Genomic DNA, 20,185 nt, shown 5'->3' on the forward strand with positions numbered 1-20,185 from the left:
AATTTTACCGTCCGGCACCGCTTTGACAGCGCGGCCCCTCCCCCGCAAGGGCGCAGTGTCAGCGGCCGATAAGTTCCTGTGCCATGCGGTCCGCGACCTGATCGGGCGAGGCCCCGGAACTGTCGCTCTCCTGCCAGATCTGCTCGAGCCGGCCCGGGATCAGCGCGATGCGCTTGCGCACCTCGTTGATGTCGCATGGCGCCTTGTCGTTGCGGCACAGATATTCCAGCGTTACCGAAATGATCCCGCCTGCATTGATGACGTAATCCGGCGCGTAGAGAATACCGCGCTTGGCCAGCATCGGTCCGTGTTCGGCCCGGCGCAGCTGGTTGTTCGCACCGCCGGCGACAATCTGGCAGTCGAGCCGGGCGATACCTTCGTCATCCAGTACCGCGCCCAGCGCATTCGGGCTGAATACGTCACAGGCAATGGACATGATCGCATCGGGCGCAGCGGTTTCGGCACCGATTTCCGTGGCCAGCGCTTCGGCGCGGTCCATGTGGATATCGGAAAGCGTCAATTTCGCGCCGTCCTTGGCGAGCAGGCGGGCAACGCCTCCGCCCACACTTCCCGTGCCCTGGATGGCGACATGCACGCCTTCGACACTGTCCTTGCCAAGCTTGTGCTTGACCGCGGCCTTGATGCCTAGAAAAATGCCGAGCGCGGTAAACGGACCGGGATCGCCGCCAGCAGCGTCATCACCTTCGACGGGCAGACCGGAGACAAACTGCGTGCGCTCGGCCACGGCTGCCATATCGGCTTCCGAAATGCCGACGTCCTCGGCCGTAACGTATTTACCGCCCAGTGCATCCACCGCATCGGCGAAAGCGGCGAGCATTTCGGGCGTCTTGGCCTTGTCCTGGTTGGCCAGGATTACTGCCTTGCCACCGCCCATGGGCAAACCGGCCATCGCGTTCTTGTAACTCATACCGCGCGACAGGCGCAGCGCATCGCGCATGGCGTCGGACGCATCGGCATAATGCCAGAAACGCGTGCCGCCGGCACCCGGCCCAAGGTGAGTGGAATGGAGCGCGATGATCGCTGTCAGACCGCTTTTCGCGTCACGTACAACCTGTACGAGTTCGTGGTCGTCGAAATCCGCTTCGGTCCAGAATGCCGTCATGCGCCGTATGCCCCCAGAGAGGTGTTATGGACGGCTGATAGCGGGAGAAAATGGGGCGATCGACGGGGTTCGAACCCGCGACCTCCGGTACCACAAACCGGCGCTCTAACCAACTGAGCTACGATCGCCACATGCCCCCGGAACCGCCCGGGAAGGGGGCCTGTTACGCATGCAAGGGCCAGCGTCAAGCGGCCCTGCACAACGGCGCGTGCCTGTTGCACAATGAACGGGAATTGGGAAGCGAAAAACGCGCCTGCGCACATTGCACGCAATTATCTTTCGCGGTTGATGCTGCACTTTCGGACGCTAATGTTCCGCCGATGATGAATCCGGGCGAATCTTCAGCCGATAAACTTCTTGCGCGGGACGGCGTGCAGCGCATTCCGAGCGAAAAGCTGGAACTGTTCCAGTTACGCGATTTCGTGCCGCCAGATTTGTGCCAGGAACTGATTTCCTTGATTGAACAGGATCGCCGTCCCTCGACCTTGGCCGATGCGGGCGACGATAATTATTTCCGCACCAGCGAGACCTGCGATCTCGATGCCGGATTACCGGCCGTGATGCGGATGGAAACCCTGCTCCATGCACTGAACGGTATCGATCCGGCTCATGGCGAACCGTTGCAGGGACAGCGTTACGATGTGGGGCAGGAATTCAAGCCGCACTGCGACTATTTCAATCCGGGCGGCAAGGACTGGACGCGATACTGCTCCGTAGCTGGGCAGCGCACCTGGACCTTCATGATCTATCTCAACGATGTTGATGCCGGCGGCGCGACGCGCTTCAAGGCTGCCAAGAAGATGTTCCAGCCCGAAGCCGGGAAGTTGGTGTGCTGGAACAATCGCCGCCCCGACCTGCGCGAAAACCCCAACACGATCCACCATGGCATGAAGGTCAGGAAGGGGCTGAAATACGTGATTACCAAATGGTACCGGGAAAAGCCTTGGGGGTGGTGAGATGATCGAAGCTGGTAAGATTCATCACGGCGGTTGCCATTGCGGCTCGGTACGGTTCCGTTTCACCATGCCCGCCGATCCGGTGATCCGGCGCTGCAATTGTACTATCTGCGCGATGAAGGGCGTCGTCATGCTCGATGTGCCGATCGCAGATTGCAAAATCACGGCGGGTGAGGATGCGTTGACGCTTTACACATTCGGCAGCGGACAGGCCCGGCACAGGTTCTGCGCTCGATGCGGCATCCATCCCTTTCACCAGTTACGATCCGAACCCGATCACTACGGCCTCAATCTTGCCTGCATCGATGGAATGACAATCTACGATCTGGCCGAAGTCCCCGTATTCAATGGACAGGACCACCCGGCCGATGGTGGAGAGTACACTTACGCAGGCATGATGCGGTTCGAACGAACCGGCGGCCCAGATCGCGCGTAAAAAAGGGCGGCCCTGCCGGACCGCCCTTTGGTAAAGCCTTGAGGCTCGCCTCGCTCAGTTCTTCTTGAGCGACAGGCCGCCGAAACGCTTGTTGAAGGCTGCGACGCGGCCGCCTTCCTGAATCTGCTTGGTGCCGCCCGTCCATGCCGGGTGACTGGTCGGATCGATATCCAGCGAAAGCGTGTCGCCTTCCTTGCCCCAGGTGGAGCGCGTCTGGAATTCGGTACCATCGGTCATCTTGACCGTGATCATGTGGTAATCGGGGTGACCTTCGGCCTTCATGGTAATCGTCCTTCTAGCTTCGGAACGGTTCCGACCGGTCCAGCTGTGAATGGGAAAGGCGCGCGCATAGCGGCGAGCACCGATATTGGCAACCTTATTCGGGTGCGTCGGCAATCATCGCTGTGAAGCTCACTTCGCAGGTTACTTTGCCTTCGACCGATGCCGCGCCAGCGAATTTACAGACCCGGGCGCGCTTCTGCACGAACTCGGCCTTCAGATCGAGCAGGACGCCCGGCGTCACCGGAGCGCGAAACTTGGCGTTCTCGATGGCCATGAAATACACGAGCTTGCCCGATCCGGCGAGCCCGAGGCTTTCCACCGCAAGAACACCGGCGGCCTGTGCCAAGGCTTCGATCTGCAGAACCCCGGGCATGATCGGCGCACCGGGGAAATGGCCCTGGAAAAAATCTTCGTTGAAGCTGACCGCCTTGACCGCGTGAATGCGCTCGTCAGGGACGAGCTCCTTCACCCGGTCGACGAGAAGCAGGGGATAGCGATGCGGAAGGCGCTTGAGCACCTCGACCACGTCGAAACCGGAATCACTCATCACCCTGCCCCTATTTTTCCGAAATCAGCGGCCCGAAGGCTGTGCGGGCTGCTGCTGCTGTGCAGGCTGCTGGCCGGCCTGTTGCTGCTGCTGCGCTGCCTGCTGCTGTGCAACATTGAGCAGGACCTGCGAAACCGTCTGCTGCGTTGCCAGCGATTCCTGGCGCGGACGCCAGCCGGCAGGCGGTGTCGTCTGCACGCTGGGAACGCGCTGGTTCAGCGCGGCGACGAGATCGTCGGTCACGTTCACTGCGTCAGGCGCCCACTGGATCGCATCGGGGTTGAGCAGGAGCTGGATCTTCTTCTGCTGGACGACCTGCTGTTGAACGTTCTGGTAATCGTTGATCAGCTGCTCGATGGCATAGGTCTGCGCGAGGACGATCGGCTGCGATGCCTGCTGGAGCTGCTGCTCTTTCTGCTGCAGCTGCTGCACCACGGACTGGTTAGCCTGTGCTTCAGCCTGGCTGATCTGACCGTTGCTGTCCGTATCGAGGCTCTGCTGAAGCGTCTGCATTTCCTGACGCATCGTGCGGAGCTGAGTGATCTGGCTCGCGAATTGCTGGTCGATCTGCTGATAGGCGTTGATGCGCGCTTGGCTGCGAACGATCACGGCTTCCGGGCTGCTGGTGGCAATGCCTGCAACCTGCGCCGCAGCAGGAGTCGCGATGGCGGCCACGCTGGCAAGCGAGGCGGCAACGATGGTTTTTGCGAAAATTTTCATCAGAATTGCGTTCCTACGTTGAAGGTGAAGACTTTGGTATCGTCTCCAACCTGCTTTTTAAGCACGTGAGCTACATCGATCCTGAACGGACCGAAGGGCGAATTCCAGTTCACGCCCACACCCACTGAAATACGCGGCGACGGGCTGTCGCCAACGAAGACCTCCCTGAAGTAGGTCCCGCCAATGATGCTTGGAGGATTGACGGTGCCATCGGGCGCAACCGGGCTGGTCACGAGCTCGACGGTAGGGTTCCCGTCGGCGCCGACGCCCGACTGGACGAACAGCAGATTTCCGCTGCCGTCGGTCGCCTGGAGGCCGTTGGGATAATCTTGGAGAACCGGCTGCGTAATGTCGAACAGCGAACCGACGTCGAGGAAGATCGACGGACGCAGGCCCATCTCGCGGGCACCGCTGCCCAGCGGGATTTCCAGTTCTGCGCGGCCCAGATAATAGGCGCGCCCGCCAAGCGAATCGTCGACCCGCCGGTCGCCCGAGAGCGCTTCGTCGATCGTCTGGAGTACGCGGGGCGTGCTGTCGTCGCCATCGTCATCCAGATATTGCAGACGGACAATACGCGGGCCTACGCCTCGAATGTCGAAACCACGCATTTGTGGCTCACCGAGGAAGAACCGATCTGTCAGGCGCACATTGTCCTGTCCGGGAACGGCATTGTTTTCGAAGCTGTGGATCCAGCCACCTTCACCGGTCACCGAGAAGATGAAGCCGGCACCCACCGGCCAGAACTTGCTGCCCTTGGCGCGCGCGCGCACGTATTTCGCGTCACCGCCCAGACCGGCGAATTCACCCGTGACACTGAGCGTTTCCCCGCGCGTTGGACGCAGCCGGCTGTTGAGCGTGTTGTAATTGATTGTCAGGCCGAGGATCGAGCTGGCGCGCTTGCCGATCGCTTCGCACAGATAACGGCTGGCGAGCAGCGGGTCACAACTCGCAACCCCATCACCATCGCGATCCGAGAAATACAGCGACTCGTCGAGCGACACGTCGTCGTAATTGAAGGTGTAGCTGCCGATCGCAGAGATATATTCCGTCAACGGCACACCGGCCCGCAGCGATGCACCGGTGGTGGATTGCTGGAAAGTGGTGTTGCGCTGATTGTTACGGAAATTGAAGCTGTTGATGTCGCGACGATAGATATCGACGCCGGCCGAAATATTGCGATCGAACACGTACGGTTCGGTAAAGCTGACCTGCGCCGACTTCGAGAAGCGCGAATAGTTCAGGCTCAGCCCGACGGTCTGGCCGCGACCGCGGAAGTTGCGCTGGCGGATAGAGCCGGCAAGGATGAAGTTCTCGATGCTCGAGAAACCAGCCGAAAGCTGTAGTTCGCCGGTCGGCTGCTCTTCCACGTTCGCTTCGAGAATGATGCGGTCGGGCGCACTGCCCTCGACCTGGTTGATCTCGAAGTTTTCCTGGAAGTAGCCCAACGAATTGATACGCGCCGTCGAACGCGCGACGGAAAGCGAGTTGAACGCATCGCCTTCCGCAATACGGAACTCGCGGCGGATGACCTTGTCCTGCGTCAGCGTGTTGCCGTTCACGTCGATACGTTCGACATAAACGCGCGGCGCTTCGCGGATCACGAATGTGACGCTCATCGTATGATCTTCCGGGTTCCGGCGGAACTCGGGAGAAACATCGGCGAAGGCGTAACCGAAGGTACCGGCCAGTTCGGTCATCTGCTCGACGGTATCTTCGACCAGCTTGGCATCGTACCAATCGCCCGTCTTCATCGGCAGGCGCGTTGTCATAGCGCTATCGTCGAAATCGCGCAGTCGCGACTCGACCCCGACGTCGCCGAACTTGTAGCGTTCGCCTTCCTCGACGACGTAGGTGATGATGAAGTCGCGCTTGTCGGGGGTCAGCTCGGCAACTGCTGAAACCACACGGAAATCGGCATAACCTTCGGTCAGGTAGAACTGGCGCAGCTTCTGCTGGTCGAAGGCGAGGCGATCGGGATCGTAACTCGTGTTGGAACTCAGGAAGCTGGTCAGGCGCGCCTGCTTGGTGATCATCTCGCCGCGCAGGTCACCGTCCGAGAACGCTTCGTTGCCGATGATGTTGATCTGGCGGACCTTGGACTTGGGCCCTTCGTTGATTTCAAACACGACATCGACGCGGTTCTGCGACAGTTCGACCATCTTCGGTTCGACCGTCGCGGCGAAGCGGCCCTGCCGCTTGTAGAGCTCGATGATGCGGGCAACGTCGGCGCGCACCTTGGAACGGGTGAAGATCTGGCGCGGCGACAGCTTGATCTCGGGCAGGATCTTGTCGTTCTTGATCCGTTTGTTGCCTTCGAGAATGATGCGGTTGATGACCGGGTTCTCGACCACGGTGATAACCACGTTCCCGTTATCGTTCGTCACGCTGTAATTGGAGAACAGCTCGGTGGCGGAGAGGTCCTTGAGGACCTGGTCGCCGGCCGCCTGCGTCCACACATCGCCCGGGCGCAGCTTGATATACGACAGGATCGTATTCGGCTCGAGACGCTCTGCACCGCTGATCGCGATCGTCTGGACGACGTCCTGCTGCGCGGTTGCTGCAGGCGCCAGCGTCGGCACGAAGGCCTCGCCGTCCTGCGGCGTCGCCGGAGCGGGCGCGGGGGAAGGCGTTGCCGCATCTTCGTCCTGCGCGAATGCCGCAGCGGGCATCCCGGCAAGCATGGTCCCGGCCAGCAGGCCGATCGCCAGCCGCGCAGCAGAGTTCTTGCGACGCGTAGCGGCAGAAGCAAATTCAGTCATCGACAAGGAGATTCCCGTCCTCGTTACACTTACAGAAGACCCGGCAGGCGCAGTCCCCGATCCGGCATCGGGCCGCGTGTGCGGAGCGACCAATCGTCCCCCTGCCTCAAGCGCCTTCGCCAATCAAGCTTTGCTGCTGCGATTTGCCGGTATCCCGCTCCGTTTCCCCGGCTAATTCCCGAATACCGGGAGGTGCACCAGATCGTTGATCGTGACGAATACCATCAGCATGAGCACGAGGGCCACACCGGCGCGATACGCCACTTCGGTTCCACGTGGACCCACCGGCTTCCGGCGGATCGCTTCAGCCGCATAGAAAGCCAGGTGCCCGCCGTCGAGGGCCGGAATTGGCAGCAGGTTGATGAATGCCAAGTTAAGCGAGATCAGGGCCACGAAGTTGATGAAGGCCATCCCGCCCAGACTGAGCTGTTCGCCGGAAAATTTCGCGATCTTCACCGGCCCGCCAAGTTCCTGAACCGACCGTTCGCCCGTGAATATCTGCCCGATTCCCGTGACCATCATGTCGACGATCCCGATCGAATGATCGACGGCCAGCCCCAGCGAGGCGATCACGCCCTGCGGTTCGAACTCGAAGGCCGATGCGCCCGAGGCGATGCCAATCAGACCCACCTTCGACACATTGCCGAAGCGATCCTCCATTTCCACGCTGCGGACCGGGACGGCAAAGGTCCGCTCCGCGCCGTCGCGGTCGACCGTTATGTCGAGCGTGCGGCCGGGATAGAGCATGATCGAATCCTGGACATCGCGGAAATCCTCCATCCGCTCGCCCTCGACCGCGACGATCCGGTCGCCGACCTCGATACCCGCCTCGCGTGCAGAGGACACCTCGGCAAATTCCGCCACGGCCAGCTGCTGCTCGGCATCGGCCGGGACGGGTTTGCCGTAAAAGGCGAAAAAGCCGGCGAAAATCGCCAGTGTCAGCAGAATATTGGTCGCCGGCCCGGCAAAAACGATCAGCGCGCGCTTCCACAGCGCGGCATGGTGGAAACTGCCCTGCCGTTCCTCGGCGCTGGCATGCCTGGCCGCCTGCGGATCGGGAATGCTCGCAGGGTTCATGTCGCCCTTGAACTGCACATAACCGCCCAGCGGCAGCACGCTCAGCTTCCAGCGCGTGCCGCGCCGGTCGGTAAAGCCCCAGATTTCCTTGCCGAAACCGACCGAGAAGGCTTCCGCGTGAACGCCGAACCAGCGCCCCACCAGATAGTGGCCGAGCTCGTGGATCGTTACCAGCGGGCCCAGCAGCAACGGGAAACCGATGACATAGTAAAGCCAGAGAGGCAGGTTCAATTCCACGGGTCAGGCAAGCTCCAGCATTTCGGTGGCGCGTCTGCGCGAAGCCTCGTCCACCATCAGCACGTCGCTGAGAGAACGCGGCGCATCGGGGTGATTCCCGTCCGCAAGAACACGCTCGACCAATACCGCGATCCTGCTGAACGCAATCTTACGCTTCAGGAAAGCTTCTACTGCGATTTCGTTCGCCGCGTTGAGCACCGCCGGGGCCGCTCCCCCCGCTTCGGCCGCCTCGCGCGCCAGTCTGGTAGCGGGAAAACGCTTCTCGTCCGGCGCAAAAAAGGACAGTTCGCCGATCGCCGCCAGATCCAGCGGCGCCATCGGCGTATCCATCCGCGCGGGCCAGGCAAGGCACGATGCGATCGGTACGCGCATGTCGGATGGGCCAAGCTGCGCCAGCGTTGACCCGTCGCGATATTCGACCATGGAATGGATCACGCTTTGCGGATGCACGACGATCCGGATCCGCTCCAGTCCGACGGGGAACAGATGATGCGCCTCGATCAGCTCCAGCCCCTTGTTGAACATGGTGGCACTGTCGACGCTGATCTTGGCGCCCATGTCCCAGTTCGGATGGGCGATCGCCTGTTCGGGCGTGACCTCGGACAGGTCGTCTACCAACCGCAAGGGCCCGCCGCTGGCCGTCAGCGTGATCGAGCGGACATCTTCGATCCGCCCGCCTTGCAGGCACTGGAAAATTGCATTGTGTTCGCTGTCCACCGGCAGCAGCGTGGCGCCGTGGCGGCTCACTGCAGCAGTCATGACCTCGCCCGCGGAAACCAGCGCTTCCTTATTGGCCAGTGCGATGGTGCCGCCCTGCTCGATCGCAGCCATGGTCGGGCCAAGTCCGGCACAGCCGACGATCGCGGCCACCGTCAGATCGACCGGGCGTGCCGCCGCTTCGCACAGGGCGGTCCGGCCCGCCGCGGCCTCGATGCCGCTACCTGCCAGCGCCTCGCGCAGATCGGCAAGGCAGCTCTCGTCGGCCACTACGGCAATCTCGGCCCCGAACTCGCGCGCTGCCGCAGCAAGCGTGGCGACCTGGCAATTCGCCGTCAGCGCGACCACGCGCCAGTCGTCGCGGTTGCGGCGGACAAGATCTAGCGTCTGTTCGCCGACCGAACCCGTCGCACCGAGGATGGAAATCGTGCGGGTCATGCGATGCCTGTTACCAGCAGACCGACCACCACGGCCACCGGCAGCATCCCGTCGGTCCGATCGAATACCCCGCCATGTCCGGGGATCAGATTGGACGAATCCTTCATATGCGCCTTGCGCTTCAGCCAGCTCTCCAGGAAATCGCCCGATTGTGCAGCGATAGCCGCAATCGCACCGATCGCGATCGCGGCGAGCGACGACCAGGGATAGGCATCGATCCCCAGATGCCAGCTATCCGACATCGGTACGATCGCCTGCAGCAGGATGACGCCGAACAGGGCCGCGCCGGCCACGCCGCCGCCCAGCCCTGCCCACGTCTTGGATGGGCTGATCCGCGGGGCGATGGTCGGCCCGCCGATCGTACGTCCGGTGAAATAGGCGAATGTATCCGTGAAGATGACCGATCCGATCACCAGATAGAGATAGAAACGCGGCATGATGACGAGGGAATAGGCGGCAAAGCCGATATAAATGGCGCCCAGTATCAGCCCTGCGATCCGCCAGCCCGGCCGTACGGTCGCCCTGACGACCAGCCTGACCAGTTCGGCATAGGTCGCCGCCGCCACGATGACGATAAACAGCGTCAGCGCAATGCCGCCGGCCCACAGCGCGCCGCCTGCCACGGCCAGCATGACTGCCGCTGACGCGGCGCGTTTCGGCAAGTCGGATGTGCGCACCGCCAGAGGCACGCGGACATAACGCCTTGCGGTCGCTTTCATCCGGTCGCGTTTGCGCAATTCAACCTGCGGTTCACCGCCCGCCAAAACGTCTCTCCCGTTCCCCATATTCGATCAGCGCGCTCTTCAGATGGTCAGGCGTGAAGTCCGGCCATAGCACGTCGAGGAACAGCATCTCCGCGTAAGCCGCCTGCCACAAGAGAAAATTGGACAACCGCACCTCGCCGCTTGTGCGAATAAGCAGGTCGAGCGGTGGCAATCCGGCACTGTAAAGGTGGCGCGCAATGCTCTCTTCTGTGATCTCGCCCTCTGCCGCGGCGGCTTGCGCCGCATGGGCGATCTCGGCCTGCGATCCGTAATTGAGCGCCACGGCCAAAGTGCGCGATCCGCTGGCCGTTTGCGCCAGCGCGTCTTCCAGCATGCCGACGATGTCGGGAGCCAGACCCTTCCAGTCGCCCAGAATATGTAGCTTCACGTCATTGGCAATGAATTCAGGCAGATCCGATTTGATGAACTTGCGCATCAAGTTCATCAAATCGTCGACTTCTTCCTCGGGCCGCTTCCAGTTTTCGCTGCTGAAAGCATAGAGCGTCAGGCACTCGATGCTCGTGTCCTTCAGGCTGCGCACCAACTCGCGTACGGCTTCCACGCCCTTGCGATGGCCCATGACCCGGGGCAGGTGCTTGCGCTTCGCCCAGCGGCCATTGCCATCCATGATGATGGCTACATGCCGGGCGTGCTGCCCTTCCCCGTTCATCTTTCCGCTCCCCGTCCTGCCAGCTTACTGTGACAGGATTTCCTGAACCTTCTTTTCGACCGCCGCATCGGTATCGGCGACGTATTTGTCGGTCAGTTTCTGGACCTCGTCCTCGGACCGCTTGCGGTCGTCCTCGGAGATTTCCTTCTTCTTCTCGTCGTCCTTCAGCGCTTCCATACCGTCGCGGCGCACGTTGCGAATGGCGATCTTCGCCTTCTCGCCATACTCGCCTGCCAGCTTGGCCAGCGCCTTGCGGCGTTCCTGGGTCAGGTCGGGCATCGGCAGACGCACGTTCTGACCGTCGATCATCGGGTTGAGGCCCAGGTTGGACTTCGCGATACCCTTCTCGACCGCCGTCACATTGGCCTTGTCCCACACCTGCACGCTCAGCATGCGCGGTTCGGGTGCGCTGACAGTGGCCACCTGGTTCAGGGGCATCATGGCACCGTAAACCTCGACCACGACCGGGTCGAGCAGACTGGTGTTGGCGCGGCCCGTGCGCAGACCCGAAAGGTCGCTCTTCAGGCTTTCCACTGCGCCATTCATGCGGCGCTCGATGTCGGCTTTGTCGTACTTTGCCATGGCGGCTTCCTCTTACTTCTTTTCGTTCGTGACGATCGTCTGCACACCCTGCCCGCTCAGCACGCGGGCCAGATTGCCTTTCTCGCGGATCGAGAAAACGACGATCGGAATATTGTTGTCGCGGCACAGCGCGACCGCGCTGGCATCCATGACCTTCAGGTCGTCGGCCAGAACCTTGCCGTAGGTAACGGTATCGAACCGCTTCGCTTCTGCGTTCTTCTTGGGATCGCTGTCGTATACCCCGTCGACGCTCGTGCCCTTCAGCAGCGCGTCACAGTTCATTTCGGCTGCGCGCAGGGCGGCGCCGCTGTCGGTGGTGAAATAGGGTGCGCCCACGCCCGCGGCGAAAATCACGATGCGCCCCTTTTCGAGGTGCCGTTCGGCACGGCGGCGGATCACCGGCTCGCACACCTGATCCATCTGCACCGCACTTTGCACACGGGTCTGCACGCCAAGCTGCTCCAGCGCGCTCTGCATCGCCAGCGCGTTCATCACCGTTGCCAGCATGCCCATGTAATCGGCCTGCGCCCGGTCCATGCCCTGCGCCGCCCCGGCCATACCGCGGAAAATATTGCCGCCGCCGATGACCAGGCAGATCTCCAAACCGGTCTCCCGCGCGGTCTTCACTTCCTTGGCCAGTTCAAGGACGAAAGCAGGATCGATCCCGAACTGTTGATCGCCCATCAGGACTTCGCCCGATAGTTTCAGGAGGACACGCTTCATCGTCTTAAGAGGCATGGAGGCGGAGAATCCGTGTTGCGCAAGAGGTTGCGGCTCCTTAGCCGCGAAGGGGCACAGGCGCAAAGGGAAAGCCGTGCGCCTGCCGACCCGGCAATCTCAGGCAAGAAAGCCACCCACCCTAGTGACGCGGTGCAATGTGTCGGATAAGGCCGACAGCCCGACAACGTCGATCTTGGGGGATCGGGTCGATATGGCGGGCATGGGATTGGGAGAATGCATGTCGGATGAAATTCGCCACCAGGGCCGGTACGAAGATTATGACGCACCGGCTACGCCGGGCTTGCGCCCCGCACGGCTGACCTGGATGCTTCGCGCCTTGGGGCCGATTGCCGCGCTGGCGGTCTGGCTGGCGCTCGGCGGCGCTGAGAATTTGAGCCAGGATGCCCGTGCCGTTGCCGCAATTGGGACATTGATGGCTGTATGGTGGACCACCGAAGCGATCCCGCTCGCCGCCACCTCGCTTCTTCCGATCGTGCTGATGCCGATGGTTACCGATCTGGATGTGGCAGGCAGCACTGCCCCCTATGCCAGCCCGATCGTCTTTCTGTTTCTGGGTGGCTTCCTCATCGCCATCGCGATGGAAAAATGGAATTTGCATCGGCGGATTGCGCTGTGGACGCTGCGCCGGGTCGGCACGTCGCCCAAGCAGATCGTGCTTGGCCTCATGCTCGCCACCGGCTTTCTTTCCATGTGGGTTTCCAACACCGCAACTACGCTCATGATGCTGCCGATCGGCCTGTCGGTCATCGCGCTCATGGGCGACCGCGCGAATACGGCGTCGGACGCGCCCGACAACACTGCCGCCCTGCCCCGGCCCGGGCACGTGGATCTGGGGGAAGATTCCGACATTCGTCGTTTCGCGATCTGCCTGATGCTGGCCATCGCATGGTCTGCCAGCATGGGCGGCCTGGGAACGCTGCTTGGCAGCCCGCCCAACGCGATCATCGCCGGCTATGCCAGCACGGAACTGGGTATCGAAATCGGTTTTCTCGACTGGATGATGCTCGGCGTGCCGACTGCACTCGCCTTCATCCTGGTCGGCTGGCTCCTGATGACCCGGCTGCTCTATCGCTTCGATCTCAGCGACATTCCGGGCGGCCGCGACATGATCGAAAAGGAAATCCACAAGCTCGGACCCGTCTCGCAGGGCGAAAAGATGGTTGCGGCCGTCTTCGTCGGCGCCGCGTTTCTGTGGGTCGTACCGGGCCTCCTTTCCAGCGTTCCGGGTCTTGGCGATAATCTCGGCTGGTTCGGACAGATGAACGATACCGCCGTCGCCATTGCCGCCGGCATCGCCATGTTCATCCTGCCCGGACGGGGCCGGCGCGAAATGGTGCTGACCTGGAAAGACGCGGAAGACGGTCTGCCCTGGGGCGTGCTGCTGCTGTTCGGCGGCGGCCTCAGTCTCGCCAGCGCGGTCGCCGCCACCGGTCTCGACGCGTGGTTCGGCGTGCAGGCCAGTGGCCTCGGCGCACTGCCGCTCATCCTGCTGATCGCGGCAGTGGTCGCGATCGTGCTCTTCCTCACCGAAGTCACCAGCAACACGGCGACTGCAGCTACCTTCATTCCGATCCTCGGCGGGGTCGCATTGGGTATCGGGGTCGATCCGATGGGCCTTCTGGTCCCTGCCGCCTTCGCCGCCACCTGTGCGTTCATGCTGCCGGTGGGGACGCCGCCCAATGCGATCGTGTTTAGTACCGGCGCCGTCACCATCGCCGAAATGGCGCGCGGCGGCCTGGTGCTCAACCTCGTCGGGGTCGTGCTAATAACGCTGTTCTGCTACTTCCTGGGCGGCGCGGCGATGGGCCTGCAATTCTAGCGCAGGCCCACTCGATCGACCCGATTTCCTACACGGCGCCGTCCCGCTAGCTTCGCGGCGGGCCACTCCAACCCCGATTCGGCCACACCCGCACGCCCATGCATGAACTTGGCCAAGATGCCGCCCACCCCGGCACCCCCCGCCCACGAAAAAGGCCGCCGAACACACGGTCCGGCGGCCCAATCCTGTAGGAAGCGGTTACGCTTAGCCGGCTACGGCAGCGGCGACCTCGGCGGCGAAGTCGCTCTCTTCCTTCTCGATGCCTTCGCCCAGCTGGAAGCGGACATAGTCCACCAGCTCGACCTTGGCGCCGACATCCTTGGCAGCCTGCTCGACGACCTGCGCGATGGGGGTCTTGTTATCCATGACGAAGACCTGGCTCAGCAGGGCGTTCTCCTTGGCGTACTTGGACACAGCGCCTTCGACCATCTTGTCCTGGACGTTCTCGGGCTTGCCGCTTTCGGCAGCCTTTTCCTTGGCGATCGCGCGCTCGCGCTCGATCACTTCGGCGTCGAGACCGTCAGCGGTCAGAGCCTGCGGGAAAGCGGCGGCGATGTGCATGCCGAGCTTCTTGCCGAGCTCGGCCAGCTTGTCCTTGTCGCCTTCACTCTCAAGCGCGACGAGCACGCCGATCTTGCCGAGGTCCGGAGCGACTGCATTGTGCATATAGGGCACGACGACGCCGTCGGTGACCGAAACGGTCTTCATGCGGCGGACCTGCTGGTTCTCGCCGATGGTCGCAACATTGTCGGTCAGCTTGTCGCCGACGGTGCCACCGGTCGGATAGTCGGCAGCCTTCAGCGCCTCGACGTCGTCACCAGCGGTGCCGAGCGCGACCTGCGTGGTCTTGCGGACGAAATCCTGGAACTGGTCGTTCTTGGCAACGAAGTCGGTTTCCGAGTTCACTTCGACGGCAACACCCTTGGTGCCTTCGACGGCAATGCCGACGAGACCTTCGGCGGCAGTCCGGCTCGACTTCTTCTGAGCAGTGGCGAGGCCCTTGGCGCGCAGTGCGTCGACCGCAGCTTCGATATCGCCGTTTGCGGCTTCGAGTGCCTTCTTGGCGTCCATCATGCCCGCGCCGGTCTTTTCACGGAGGGCTTTTACGTCAGCGGCAGTGAATGCAGCCATGGTATTTTCCTTCTAGAGATGATGTGCGGGCACCGGGCCAACTGGATAGCGGCCCGGCGCGTAACTCCGCTTTGTGACGAGCGCGTGATGGCGCCCGGTCGTTAAAGAGCTTAGGCCGCCGCAGTTTCTTCCGGCGGATTTTCCATCGCGCCAACGTCGGCACCCGAATCCTGGATGCCCTCGCCCTTGCCGCTCTTGGCTGCATTGGCGACTGCATCGCAGTAAAGACGGATGGCGCGTGCAGCATCGTCGTTGCCCGGGATCGGGAAAGCGATGCCTTCAGGATCGACATTGGTGTCGAGCACGGCGACGACGGGGATGCCGAGAACATTGGCTTCCTTGATCGCCAGATCTTCCATGTTCGCGTCGATCACGAACATAACGTCCGGAATGCCGCCCATGTTGCGAATGCCGCCAAGCGACATTTCGAGCTTGTCCCGCTTGCGGGTAAGGTCGAGCACTTCCTTCTTGGTCAGACCGGCCGTGTCACCCGAAAGGCGCTCATCGAGCGTCTTGAGGTACTTGATGCGTTCGCTGATGGTCTTCCAGTTGGTCAGCATGCCGCCGAGCCAGCGGTGGTTGACGAAGTGCTGACCCGAAGCAAGCGCGGCGTCGCGGATCGCGTCCTGCGCCTGGCGCTTGGTACCGACGAACAGCACCTTGCCGCCCGAACGCGCGGTCTGCTGGACGAAGTCGAGCGCGCGCGCGAACAGCGGTACGGTCTGCGACAGATCGATGATATGGATGCCGTTGCGCGCGCCGAAGATATACGGCTTCATGCGCGGGTTCCAACGGTGGGTCTGGTGGCCGAAGTGCGATCCGGCTTCGATCAATTGCTGCATCGTGACGGTAGGAGCCGCCATAATCATATTCCTTTCCGGTTATGCCTCTGGAAAGCTGGAACCCGAATGCGGTCATGTCCCGCGCAGGGCACCGGTATGGTGTGCCTTCCATGTGGATTTGCCCGACCGGAACAGTCATAGAAACGACCGATTCCGATGCGAACCGGGCGCCCTTAGCGCTGTTCGGGCAGGAAATCCAGCCTCGATTCACCGCTAAAAAAGGGAATCCGGACGCGAAAAGCAGTTGACAAGCAAGAACAAAAAGAGAACATTGCCCAAATCACCGGAACCGACGGTGGTCAGTACGGGTTTTCCACCTGATTTCCCCAGTCTGTCAACATAGTTGGCAGCAGCCGGGGTTGGAGATATCGCAATGTTCGCACTGTTTCTTGTCATCCTTCTCGCCGCTACCGCTCTGGCGGCAGTGGGCGTTCTCGCCGATAGCGGTCTAAGGTGGTGGTCCGCTTTCGGCAGACTGCGCCGCGATTTGAAGAACGGAAACGTCCCCGCCCTGCCGTCACTTCGTCCGGTCATCGCGGGTGGAGGTCATACGGCGTTCGATAGATCGGCCGCGGGCCGCGCCGCGAAGGGCACGATCAACTGCGCCGCTTGATCCGGGAATAGCGGAGCAGAGTATAAGGCAGCAGCAAGAGATAGCCGACGCAAATCGCACTCAAGGTCCACCATGGTTCGACCAGCAAAGCGGCAAACAGAAGTCCGGCTAAGGCGATTATCTCGAGCCTGATTCCGCGCCGTGGCCGCAGTGACGTCCAACCGGGTGTGGCCATGCTCGAGATCATGAGCAATGCCACTGCGACCAGCCAGACGCCGACCAGAAGCGGATGACGAAGCTCTTCAAGCCCCGTAGCCATCCAAAGATAGAATGGCGCAAAGGCCAGCCCCGCGCCCAAAGGCGCAGGAACGCCGGTCAGGAAACCGAGAGATTTATGCGGCTGCTCCTTCACATCGATCTGAGCATTGAACCGTGCGAGCCTGAGAGCGCAACATATCGCAAAAGCCAGCGCTGCGAACCAGCCGAGCCTCGGTTCGGCTGACAGCGACCACAGGTAAATGATGATCGCGGGCGCAGTGCCGAAGCTCAGCGAATCTGCCAGGCTGTCCAGTTCTGCTCCGAACCGCGATTGCGCCTTGAGGGCACGCGCTATTCGTCCATCGATCCCGTCAAGCAGGCCCGCCAGAATGATCGCAACAACCGCCGCACCCCAATTTTCGCCGATGGCGAAGCGGATGCCGGTAAGGCCGGAACACAGAGCAGCAGCCGTGATCGCATTGGGCACCATCGCCTTGAGCGTCAATGCACGCGAGCGGCCCATTACCGGACGTTCATCTTCCGCCGCCTTCGGGCCCAAACGTGCGCGCTCTTCCGGCTCTGCGGGGGCCTGCGGCGGGAGTAAGCTCACTGGGACACGCCCTCGATCAGCGTCTGCGTTCCAATTTCTGCCAGAACGGTCTCGCCTGCTATCACCTTCTGACCCAGCAGAACCTTCGAATCGGTACCTGCCGGCAAATAGACATCGACCCGACTACCGAACCGGATCAAGCCGATCCGCTGCCCTACGCCCACGGTGTCGCCCGGTTTGACGAAGGGAACGATCCGCCGCGCAACCAAGCCGGCTATCTGAGTGAATCCCAGCTTCAATCCGTCCGTGCGCTCGACCAGAATATGCTGGCGCTCGTTTTCCTCGCTTGCCTTATCAAGGCCGGCGTCCACGAAGCTTCCGGGAATGTAGACGACACGGCGAATGGTCCCCGCGATCGGCGTGCGGTTGATATGCACGTCGAAGACCGACATGAAGATCGAGATCCGCGTGACCTTGGCCGCTTCCAGCCCGGCATGTTCGCTACCATCATCGACGATCAATTCTGCCGGGGGCTCGACTTCGGCAATAAGCGAGACAAGCCCATCGGCCGGCGCGACGATGAACCTGTCGTCCTGCGGCACCACGCGCTGCGGGTCGCGAAAAAACGCGAACACGCCCAGAGAAAGCAGCAGCAGCGGCCAGCCAATGATTTCCCAGTCGAGACCGAGCAGGAAAACCAGGCTAACGATTACTGCGATAATCCCGAACTTGCGTCCTTCGGGATGGATGGGGGGCCATGACCAGCGAGCATCGCCGCGGCCACGATTGTCAAGAAGATCACCAGGCATGTTCAACACCTAGGGACTGCGGCCAATAGTCACAAGGTGTTATGCCACCTTGCGCACGAAGACCGCGCCTGCCGAATATCCGGCACCAAAGCTGCAGATCAGTCCGGTATCGCCTGCCTTCAGATCGTCGCTATGCTTGTGGAAAGCTATGATCGAACCGGCACTGGACGTATTGGCGTAGGTATCGAGTACCGTGGGGCTTTCATCGGCGGTCGCCTCGTGTCCCAGCACGCGCTGGGCGATAAGACGGTTCATCCCGGCATTGGCCTGGTGAAGCCACAGGCGCCGCAGTCCTTGCGGATCGAGCCCGAAATTCTCCGCCTCGGTCACGATCATCTCGGCAACCATCGGAACGACTTCCTTGAACACCTTGCGCCCTTCCTGAACGAAGAGCTTGTCCGCCTTGCCCTCGCCGTCGGGGGAGGCACGATTGAGAAAGCCGAAATTGTTGCGGATGTTGTTCGAAAAGACGGTCTTCAGCTTCGTGCCGAGAATATCCCAATGCGTGGCCGGTGCGATCCCAGCATCTTCGACGAGCACCGCGGTTGCCACATCGCCAAAAATGAAATGACTGTCACGATCGCGCCAGTTGAGGTGGCCGCTGGTTATTTCCGGGCTGATCACCAGCACGCTTCGCGCGTTGCCCGAGCGGATGTAGTCCGCAGCCGTCTGGATGCCGAACGTCGCCGAGGAGCAAGCGACATTCATGTCGAAACCAAAACCATCGATGCCCAGCTCCTGCTGGATTTCGATCGCCATTGCCGGGTAGGGCCGCTCCATATTGGAGGCAGCGCAAAGGACGGCATCGACCTCCGCAGCTTCGCGCCCTGCTCGCTCTAGCGCTTGCTGGGCAGCCTTTACCCCGATCTCTGCCAGCATGGAGAGCTCTTCATTGGACCGTTCCGGCCAGCGGGGCGCCATTATCTCCGGATTCAGTATCGGACCTTTCGCCATGACATGTCGCGCCTTTATCCCGCTCGCCTTTTCGATGAATTCCACCGAACTGGTTTGCAGCGCTTCCACATCCCCTGCCTCGATCGCAGCAGCGTTGTCGGCATTGTGACGCTCCACATAGCGGTTGAAGCTTTCAACCAGCTCCTCGTTCGTGATGGTGTCGGATGGCGTAAACAGCCCTGTGGCAGAGATGACAGGACGCCCGGTCAGCTTTTCGCTCTGAGTCATTGCAGCTGACTAGGCCGACTGGCCAATCCCGACAAGCTCTCCCGCCGATGCCTTGCACCATGTCTTGGCATCTCATGCGACAACGGATAGTCCCCGCATTTATGGAGGAAGCGCCCGCATCGTCGCGACATGACCTTTGCCAGGCCTGCGCCATTCGCAACAAGGCGATCTGCTCCGATCTCGATACACGGGAAATCGCCATTCTCAACGGCATTGGCCGTCGGCGCAGGCTTGCCGCGGGCGAGCAATTGATGTGGGAGGGCCATGAAGCGGTCCTCGTCGCAAATGTGATCGAGGGAATTTTGAAGCTTTCTTCCCATTCGGCAGACGGGAAGGAACAGATACTCGGCCTCGTCTATCCATCCGATTTCCTCGGCAGGCCATTCGGCGAAACATCCCCCTATGGCGTGGAGGCGCTGACCGATTCCCACATCTGCGTGTTCGAACGAAGGGATTTCGAACGCTTCGCCCGCGAACATCCGCGCCTGGAACATAAGCTTCTGGAACGCACGTTGGGCGAACTGGACCGGACTCGCCGGTGGATGCTGTTACTCGGCCGCATGACCGCAGAACAGAAACTCGCCAGCTTTCTGCTCGAGATGGCAGATCGCCTTGGAACGAGTGAAGCAGATGGATCGACGACCGTCCTCCTGCCACTTTCGCGGCAGCAGATTGCAGATATTCTCGGTTTGACAGTGGAAACCGTCAGCCGGCAGCTGACCCAGTTGCGGGCGAAAGGCATCATTACGCTTTCATCTCGGCGCGAGATCAGGATCGATATGATCGAAGAACTGCAAGATATCGCCGGATAGGCCGGCCCGAAGAAAAGGACCCAACGCCCCTTGGACTTCTGAATGAGAATGAAAATGGCGGTGGTGGACAGGGCTGGATTCGAACCAGCGTACGCTTGCGCGGGCAGATTTACAGTCTGCTGCCTTTAACCACTCGGCCACCTGTCCACACGGGCCATTTCATCGAAGAAATCGTGAGAT

At 61.5% G+C, this 20,185-nt stretch carries 21 protein-coding genes and 2 tRNA genes; 5 read left to right on the top strand and 18 right to left on the bottom strand.

Annotated features, from left to right (window positions below; translation table 11 throughout):
• Positions 1-58: 58 nt before the first annotated feature.
• Both AC13F2_RS15140 and AC13F2_RS15145 read right to left on the bottom strand, forming a co-directional pair.
• Positions 59-1,123 (bottom strand): Leu/Phe/Val dehydrogenase, encoded by a 1,065-nt coding sequence (locus tag AC13F2_RS15140; protein ID WP_103023505.1) that lies wholly within the window; start codon positions 1,121-1,123, stop codon positions 59-61.
• A gap of 51 nt (positions 1,124-1,174) precedes the next feature.
• A tRNA-His gene (locus tag AC13F2_RS15145) sits at positions 1,175-1,251 on the bottom strand.
• Between the two features lie 192 nt (positions 1,252-1,443).
• Here AC13F2_RS15145 and AC13F2_RS15150 point away from each other — a divergent pair.
• Together AC13F2_RS15150 and AC13F2_RS15155 are read left to right on the top strand one after the other, a co-directional pair.
• Positions 1,444-2,079: a prolyl hydroxylase family protein gene (locus AC13F2_RS15150; RefSeq protein WP_397490797.1), complete on the top strand. Its 636-nt coding sequence runs from the start codon at positions 1,444-1,446 to the stop codon at positions 2,077-2,079.
• A gap of 1 nt (position 2,080) precedes the next feature.
• Positions 2,081-2,515, top strand: coding sequence for a GFA family protein (locus AC13F2_RS15155; RefSeq protein ID WP_482965704.1), 435 nt, complete (start codon positions 2,081-2,083; stop codon positions 2,513-2,515).
• Positions 2,516-2,569: 54 nt separating this feature from the next.
• On the opposite strand, the gene rpmE is transcribed toward AC13F2_RS15155, so the two are convergent.
• The 10 genes from rpmE to pyrH form a co-directional block, all read right to left on the bottom strand.
• Entirely contained in the window at positions 2,570-2,797 is a 228-nt protein-coding gene (gene rpmE / locus AC13F2_RS15160) for a 50S ribosomal protein L31 (protein ID WP_103023798.1), read from the bottom strand.
• Positions 2,798-2,891: 94 nt separating this feature from the next.
• On the bottom strand, positions 2,892-3,344 hold the full coding sequence (gene fabZ, locus AC13F2_RS15165) for a 3-hydroxyacyl-ACP dehydratase FabZ (RefSeq protein ID WP_103023502.1): 453 nt from the start codon (positions 3,342-3,344) through the stop codon (positions 2,892-2,894).
• Between the two features lie 24 nt (positions 3,345-3,368).
• Positions 3,369-4,064: an OmpH family outer membrane protein gene (locus AC13F2_RS15170; protein ID WP_196845885.1), complete on the bottom strand. Its 696-nt coding sequence runs from the start codon at positions 4,062-4,064 to the stop codon at positions 3,369-3,371.
• Positions 4,064-6,823 carry an outer membrane protein assembly factor BamA gene (gene bamA, locus AC13F2_RS15175; protein WP_103023500.1) on the bottom strand — a complete coding sequence of 920 codons (2,760 nt, stop codon included), beginning with the start codon at positions 6,821-6,823 and terminating at the stop codon, positions 4,064-4,066. The genes AC13F2_RS15170 and bamA overlap by 1 nt, the downstream gene beginning before the upstream one ends.
• A gap of 171 nt (positions 6,824-6,994) precedes the next feature.
• Positions 6,995-8,137, bottom strand: a complete 1,143-nt coding sequence (rseP, locus tag AC13F2_RS15180; protein WP_482965705.1) for an RIP metalloprotease RseP — start codon at positions 8,135-8,137, stop codon at positions 6,995-6,997.
• Between the two features lie 3 nt (positions 8,138-8,140).
• Positions 8,141-9,292: a 1-deoxy-D-xylulose-5-phosphate reductoisomerase gene (gene dxr, locus AC13F2_RS15185; RefSeq protein WP_482965706.1), complete on the bottom strand. Its 1,152-nt coding sequence runs from the start codon at positions 9,290-9,292 to the stop codon at positions 8,141-8,143.
• On the bottom strand, positions 9,289-10,056 hold the full coding sequence (locus AC13F2_RS15190; RefSeq protein ID WP_482965707.1) for a phosphatidate cytidylyltransferase: 768 nt from the start codon (positions 10,054-10,056) through the stop codon (positions 9,289-9,291). Before AC13F2_RS15190 ends, dxr begins: the two co-directional genes overlap by 4 nt.
• Entirely contained in the window at positions 10,043-10,726 is a 684-nt protein-coding gene (gene uppS, locus AC13F2_RS15195) for a polyprenyl diphosphate synthase (protein WP_196845881.1), read from the bottom strand. The genes AC13F2_RS15190 and uppS overlap by 14 nt, the downstream gene beginning before the upstream one ends.
• 24 nt (positions 10,727-10,750) lie before the next feature.
• Positions 10,751-11,308 (bottom strand): ribosome recycling factor, encoded by a 558-nt coding sequence (frr, locus tag AC13F2_RS15200; RefSeq protein WP_482965708.1) that lies wholly within the window; start codon positions 11,306-11,308, stop codon positions 10,751-10,753.
• Between the two features lie 12 nt (positions 11,309-11,320).
• Positions 11,321-12,046, bottom strand: a complete 726-nt coding sequence (gene pyrH, locus AC13F2_RS15205; protein WP_103023496.1) for a UMP kinase — start codon at positions 12,044-12,046, stop codon at positions 11,321-11,323.
• 220 nt (positions 12,047-12,266) lie between these two features.
• On the opposite strand from pyrH, the gene AC13F2_RS15210 reads away from it, so the two are divergent.
• A complete protein-coding gene (locus AC13F2_RS15210; RefSeq protein WP_482965709.1) occupies positions 12,267-13,868 on the top strand; it encodes an SLC13 family permease in 1,602 nt (533 codons plus the stop codon).
• A gap of 204 nt (positions 13,869-14,072) precedes the next feature.
• Here AC13F2_RS15210 and tsf read toward each other — a convergent pair whose 3' ends face one another.
• Positions 14,073-14,999 (bottom strand): translation elongation factor Ts, encoded by a 927-nt coding sequence (gene tsf / locus AC13F2_RS15215; protein WP_103023495.1) that lies wholly within the window; start codon positions 14,997-14,999, stop codon positions 14,073-14,075.
• 110 nt (positions 15,000-15,109) lie between these two features.
• Complete coding sequence (gene rpsB / locus AC13F2_RS15220) at positions 15,110-15,862, bottom strand: 30S ribosomal protein S2 (protein ID WP_301641364.1); 753 nt, start codon at positions 15,860-15,862, stop codon at positions 15,110-15,112.
• Between the two features lie 352 nt (positions 15,863-16,214).
• On the opposite strand from rpsB, the gene AC13F2_RS15225 reads away from it, so the two are divergent.
• Positions 16,215-16,454 carry a hypothetical protein gene (locus AC13F2_RS15225; protein WP_222828778.1) on the top strand — a complete coding sequence of 80 codons (240 nt, stop codon included), beginning with the start codon at positions 16,215-16,217 and terminating at the stop codon, positions 16,452-16,454.
• Here AC13F2_RS15225 and AC13F2_RS15230 read toward each other — a convergent pair.
• The 3 genes from AC13F2_RS15230 to AC13F2_RS15240 form a co-directional block, all read right to left on the bottom strand.
• Complete coding sequence (locus AC13F2_RS15230) at positions 16,438-17,175, bottom strand: CDP-alcohol phosphatidyltransferase family protein (RefSeq protein ID WP_196848057.1); 738 nt, start codon at positions 17,173-17,175, stop codon at positions 16,438-16,440. The two genes, AC13F2_RS15225 and AC13F2_RS15230, sit on opposite strands and share 17 nt — an antisense overlap.
• 83 nt (positions 17,176-17,258) lie before the next feature.
• Positions 17,259-18,011 carry a phosphatidylserine decarboxylase gene (locus AC13F2_RS15235; protein WP_103023493.1) on the bottom strand — a complete coding sequence of 251 codons (753 nt, stop codon included), beginning with the start codon at positions 18,009-18,011 and terminating at the stop codon, positions 17,259-17,261.
• 39 nt (positions 18,012-18,050) lie between these two features.
• On the bottom strand, positions 18,051-19,193 hold the full coding sequence (locus AC13F2_RS15240; protein WP_482965710.1) for a beta-ketoacyl-ACP synthase III: 1,143 nt from the start codon (positions 19,191-19,193) through the stop codon (positions 18,051-18,053).
• A 101-nt stretch (positions 19,194-19,294) separates the two neighbouring features.
• Between AC13F2_RS15240 and AC13F2_RS15245 the strand changes: the two genes are divergently transcribed.
• Entirely contained in the window at positions 19,295-20,005 is a 711-nt protein-coding gene (locus AC13F2_RS15245) for a Crp/Fnr family transcriptional regulator (RefSeq protein ID WP_397490787.1), read from the top strand.
• A 61-nt stretch (positions 20,006-20,066) separates the two neighbouring features.
• On the opposite strand, the gene AC13F2_RS15250 is transcribed toward AC13F2_RS15245, so the two are convergent.
• Positions 20,067-20,152 (bottom strand) — tRNA-Tyr (locus AC13F2_RS15250).
• Positions 20,153-20,185 lie beyond the last annotated feature (33 nt).

The sequence above is a fragment of the Qipengyuania sp. L-5Y genome, assembly GCF_056859455.1.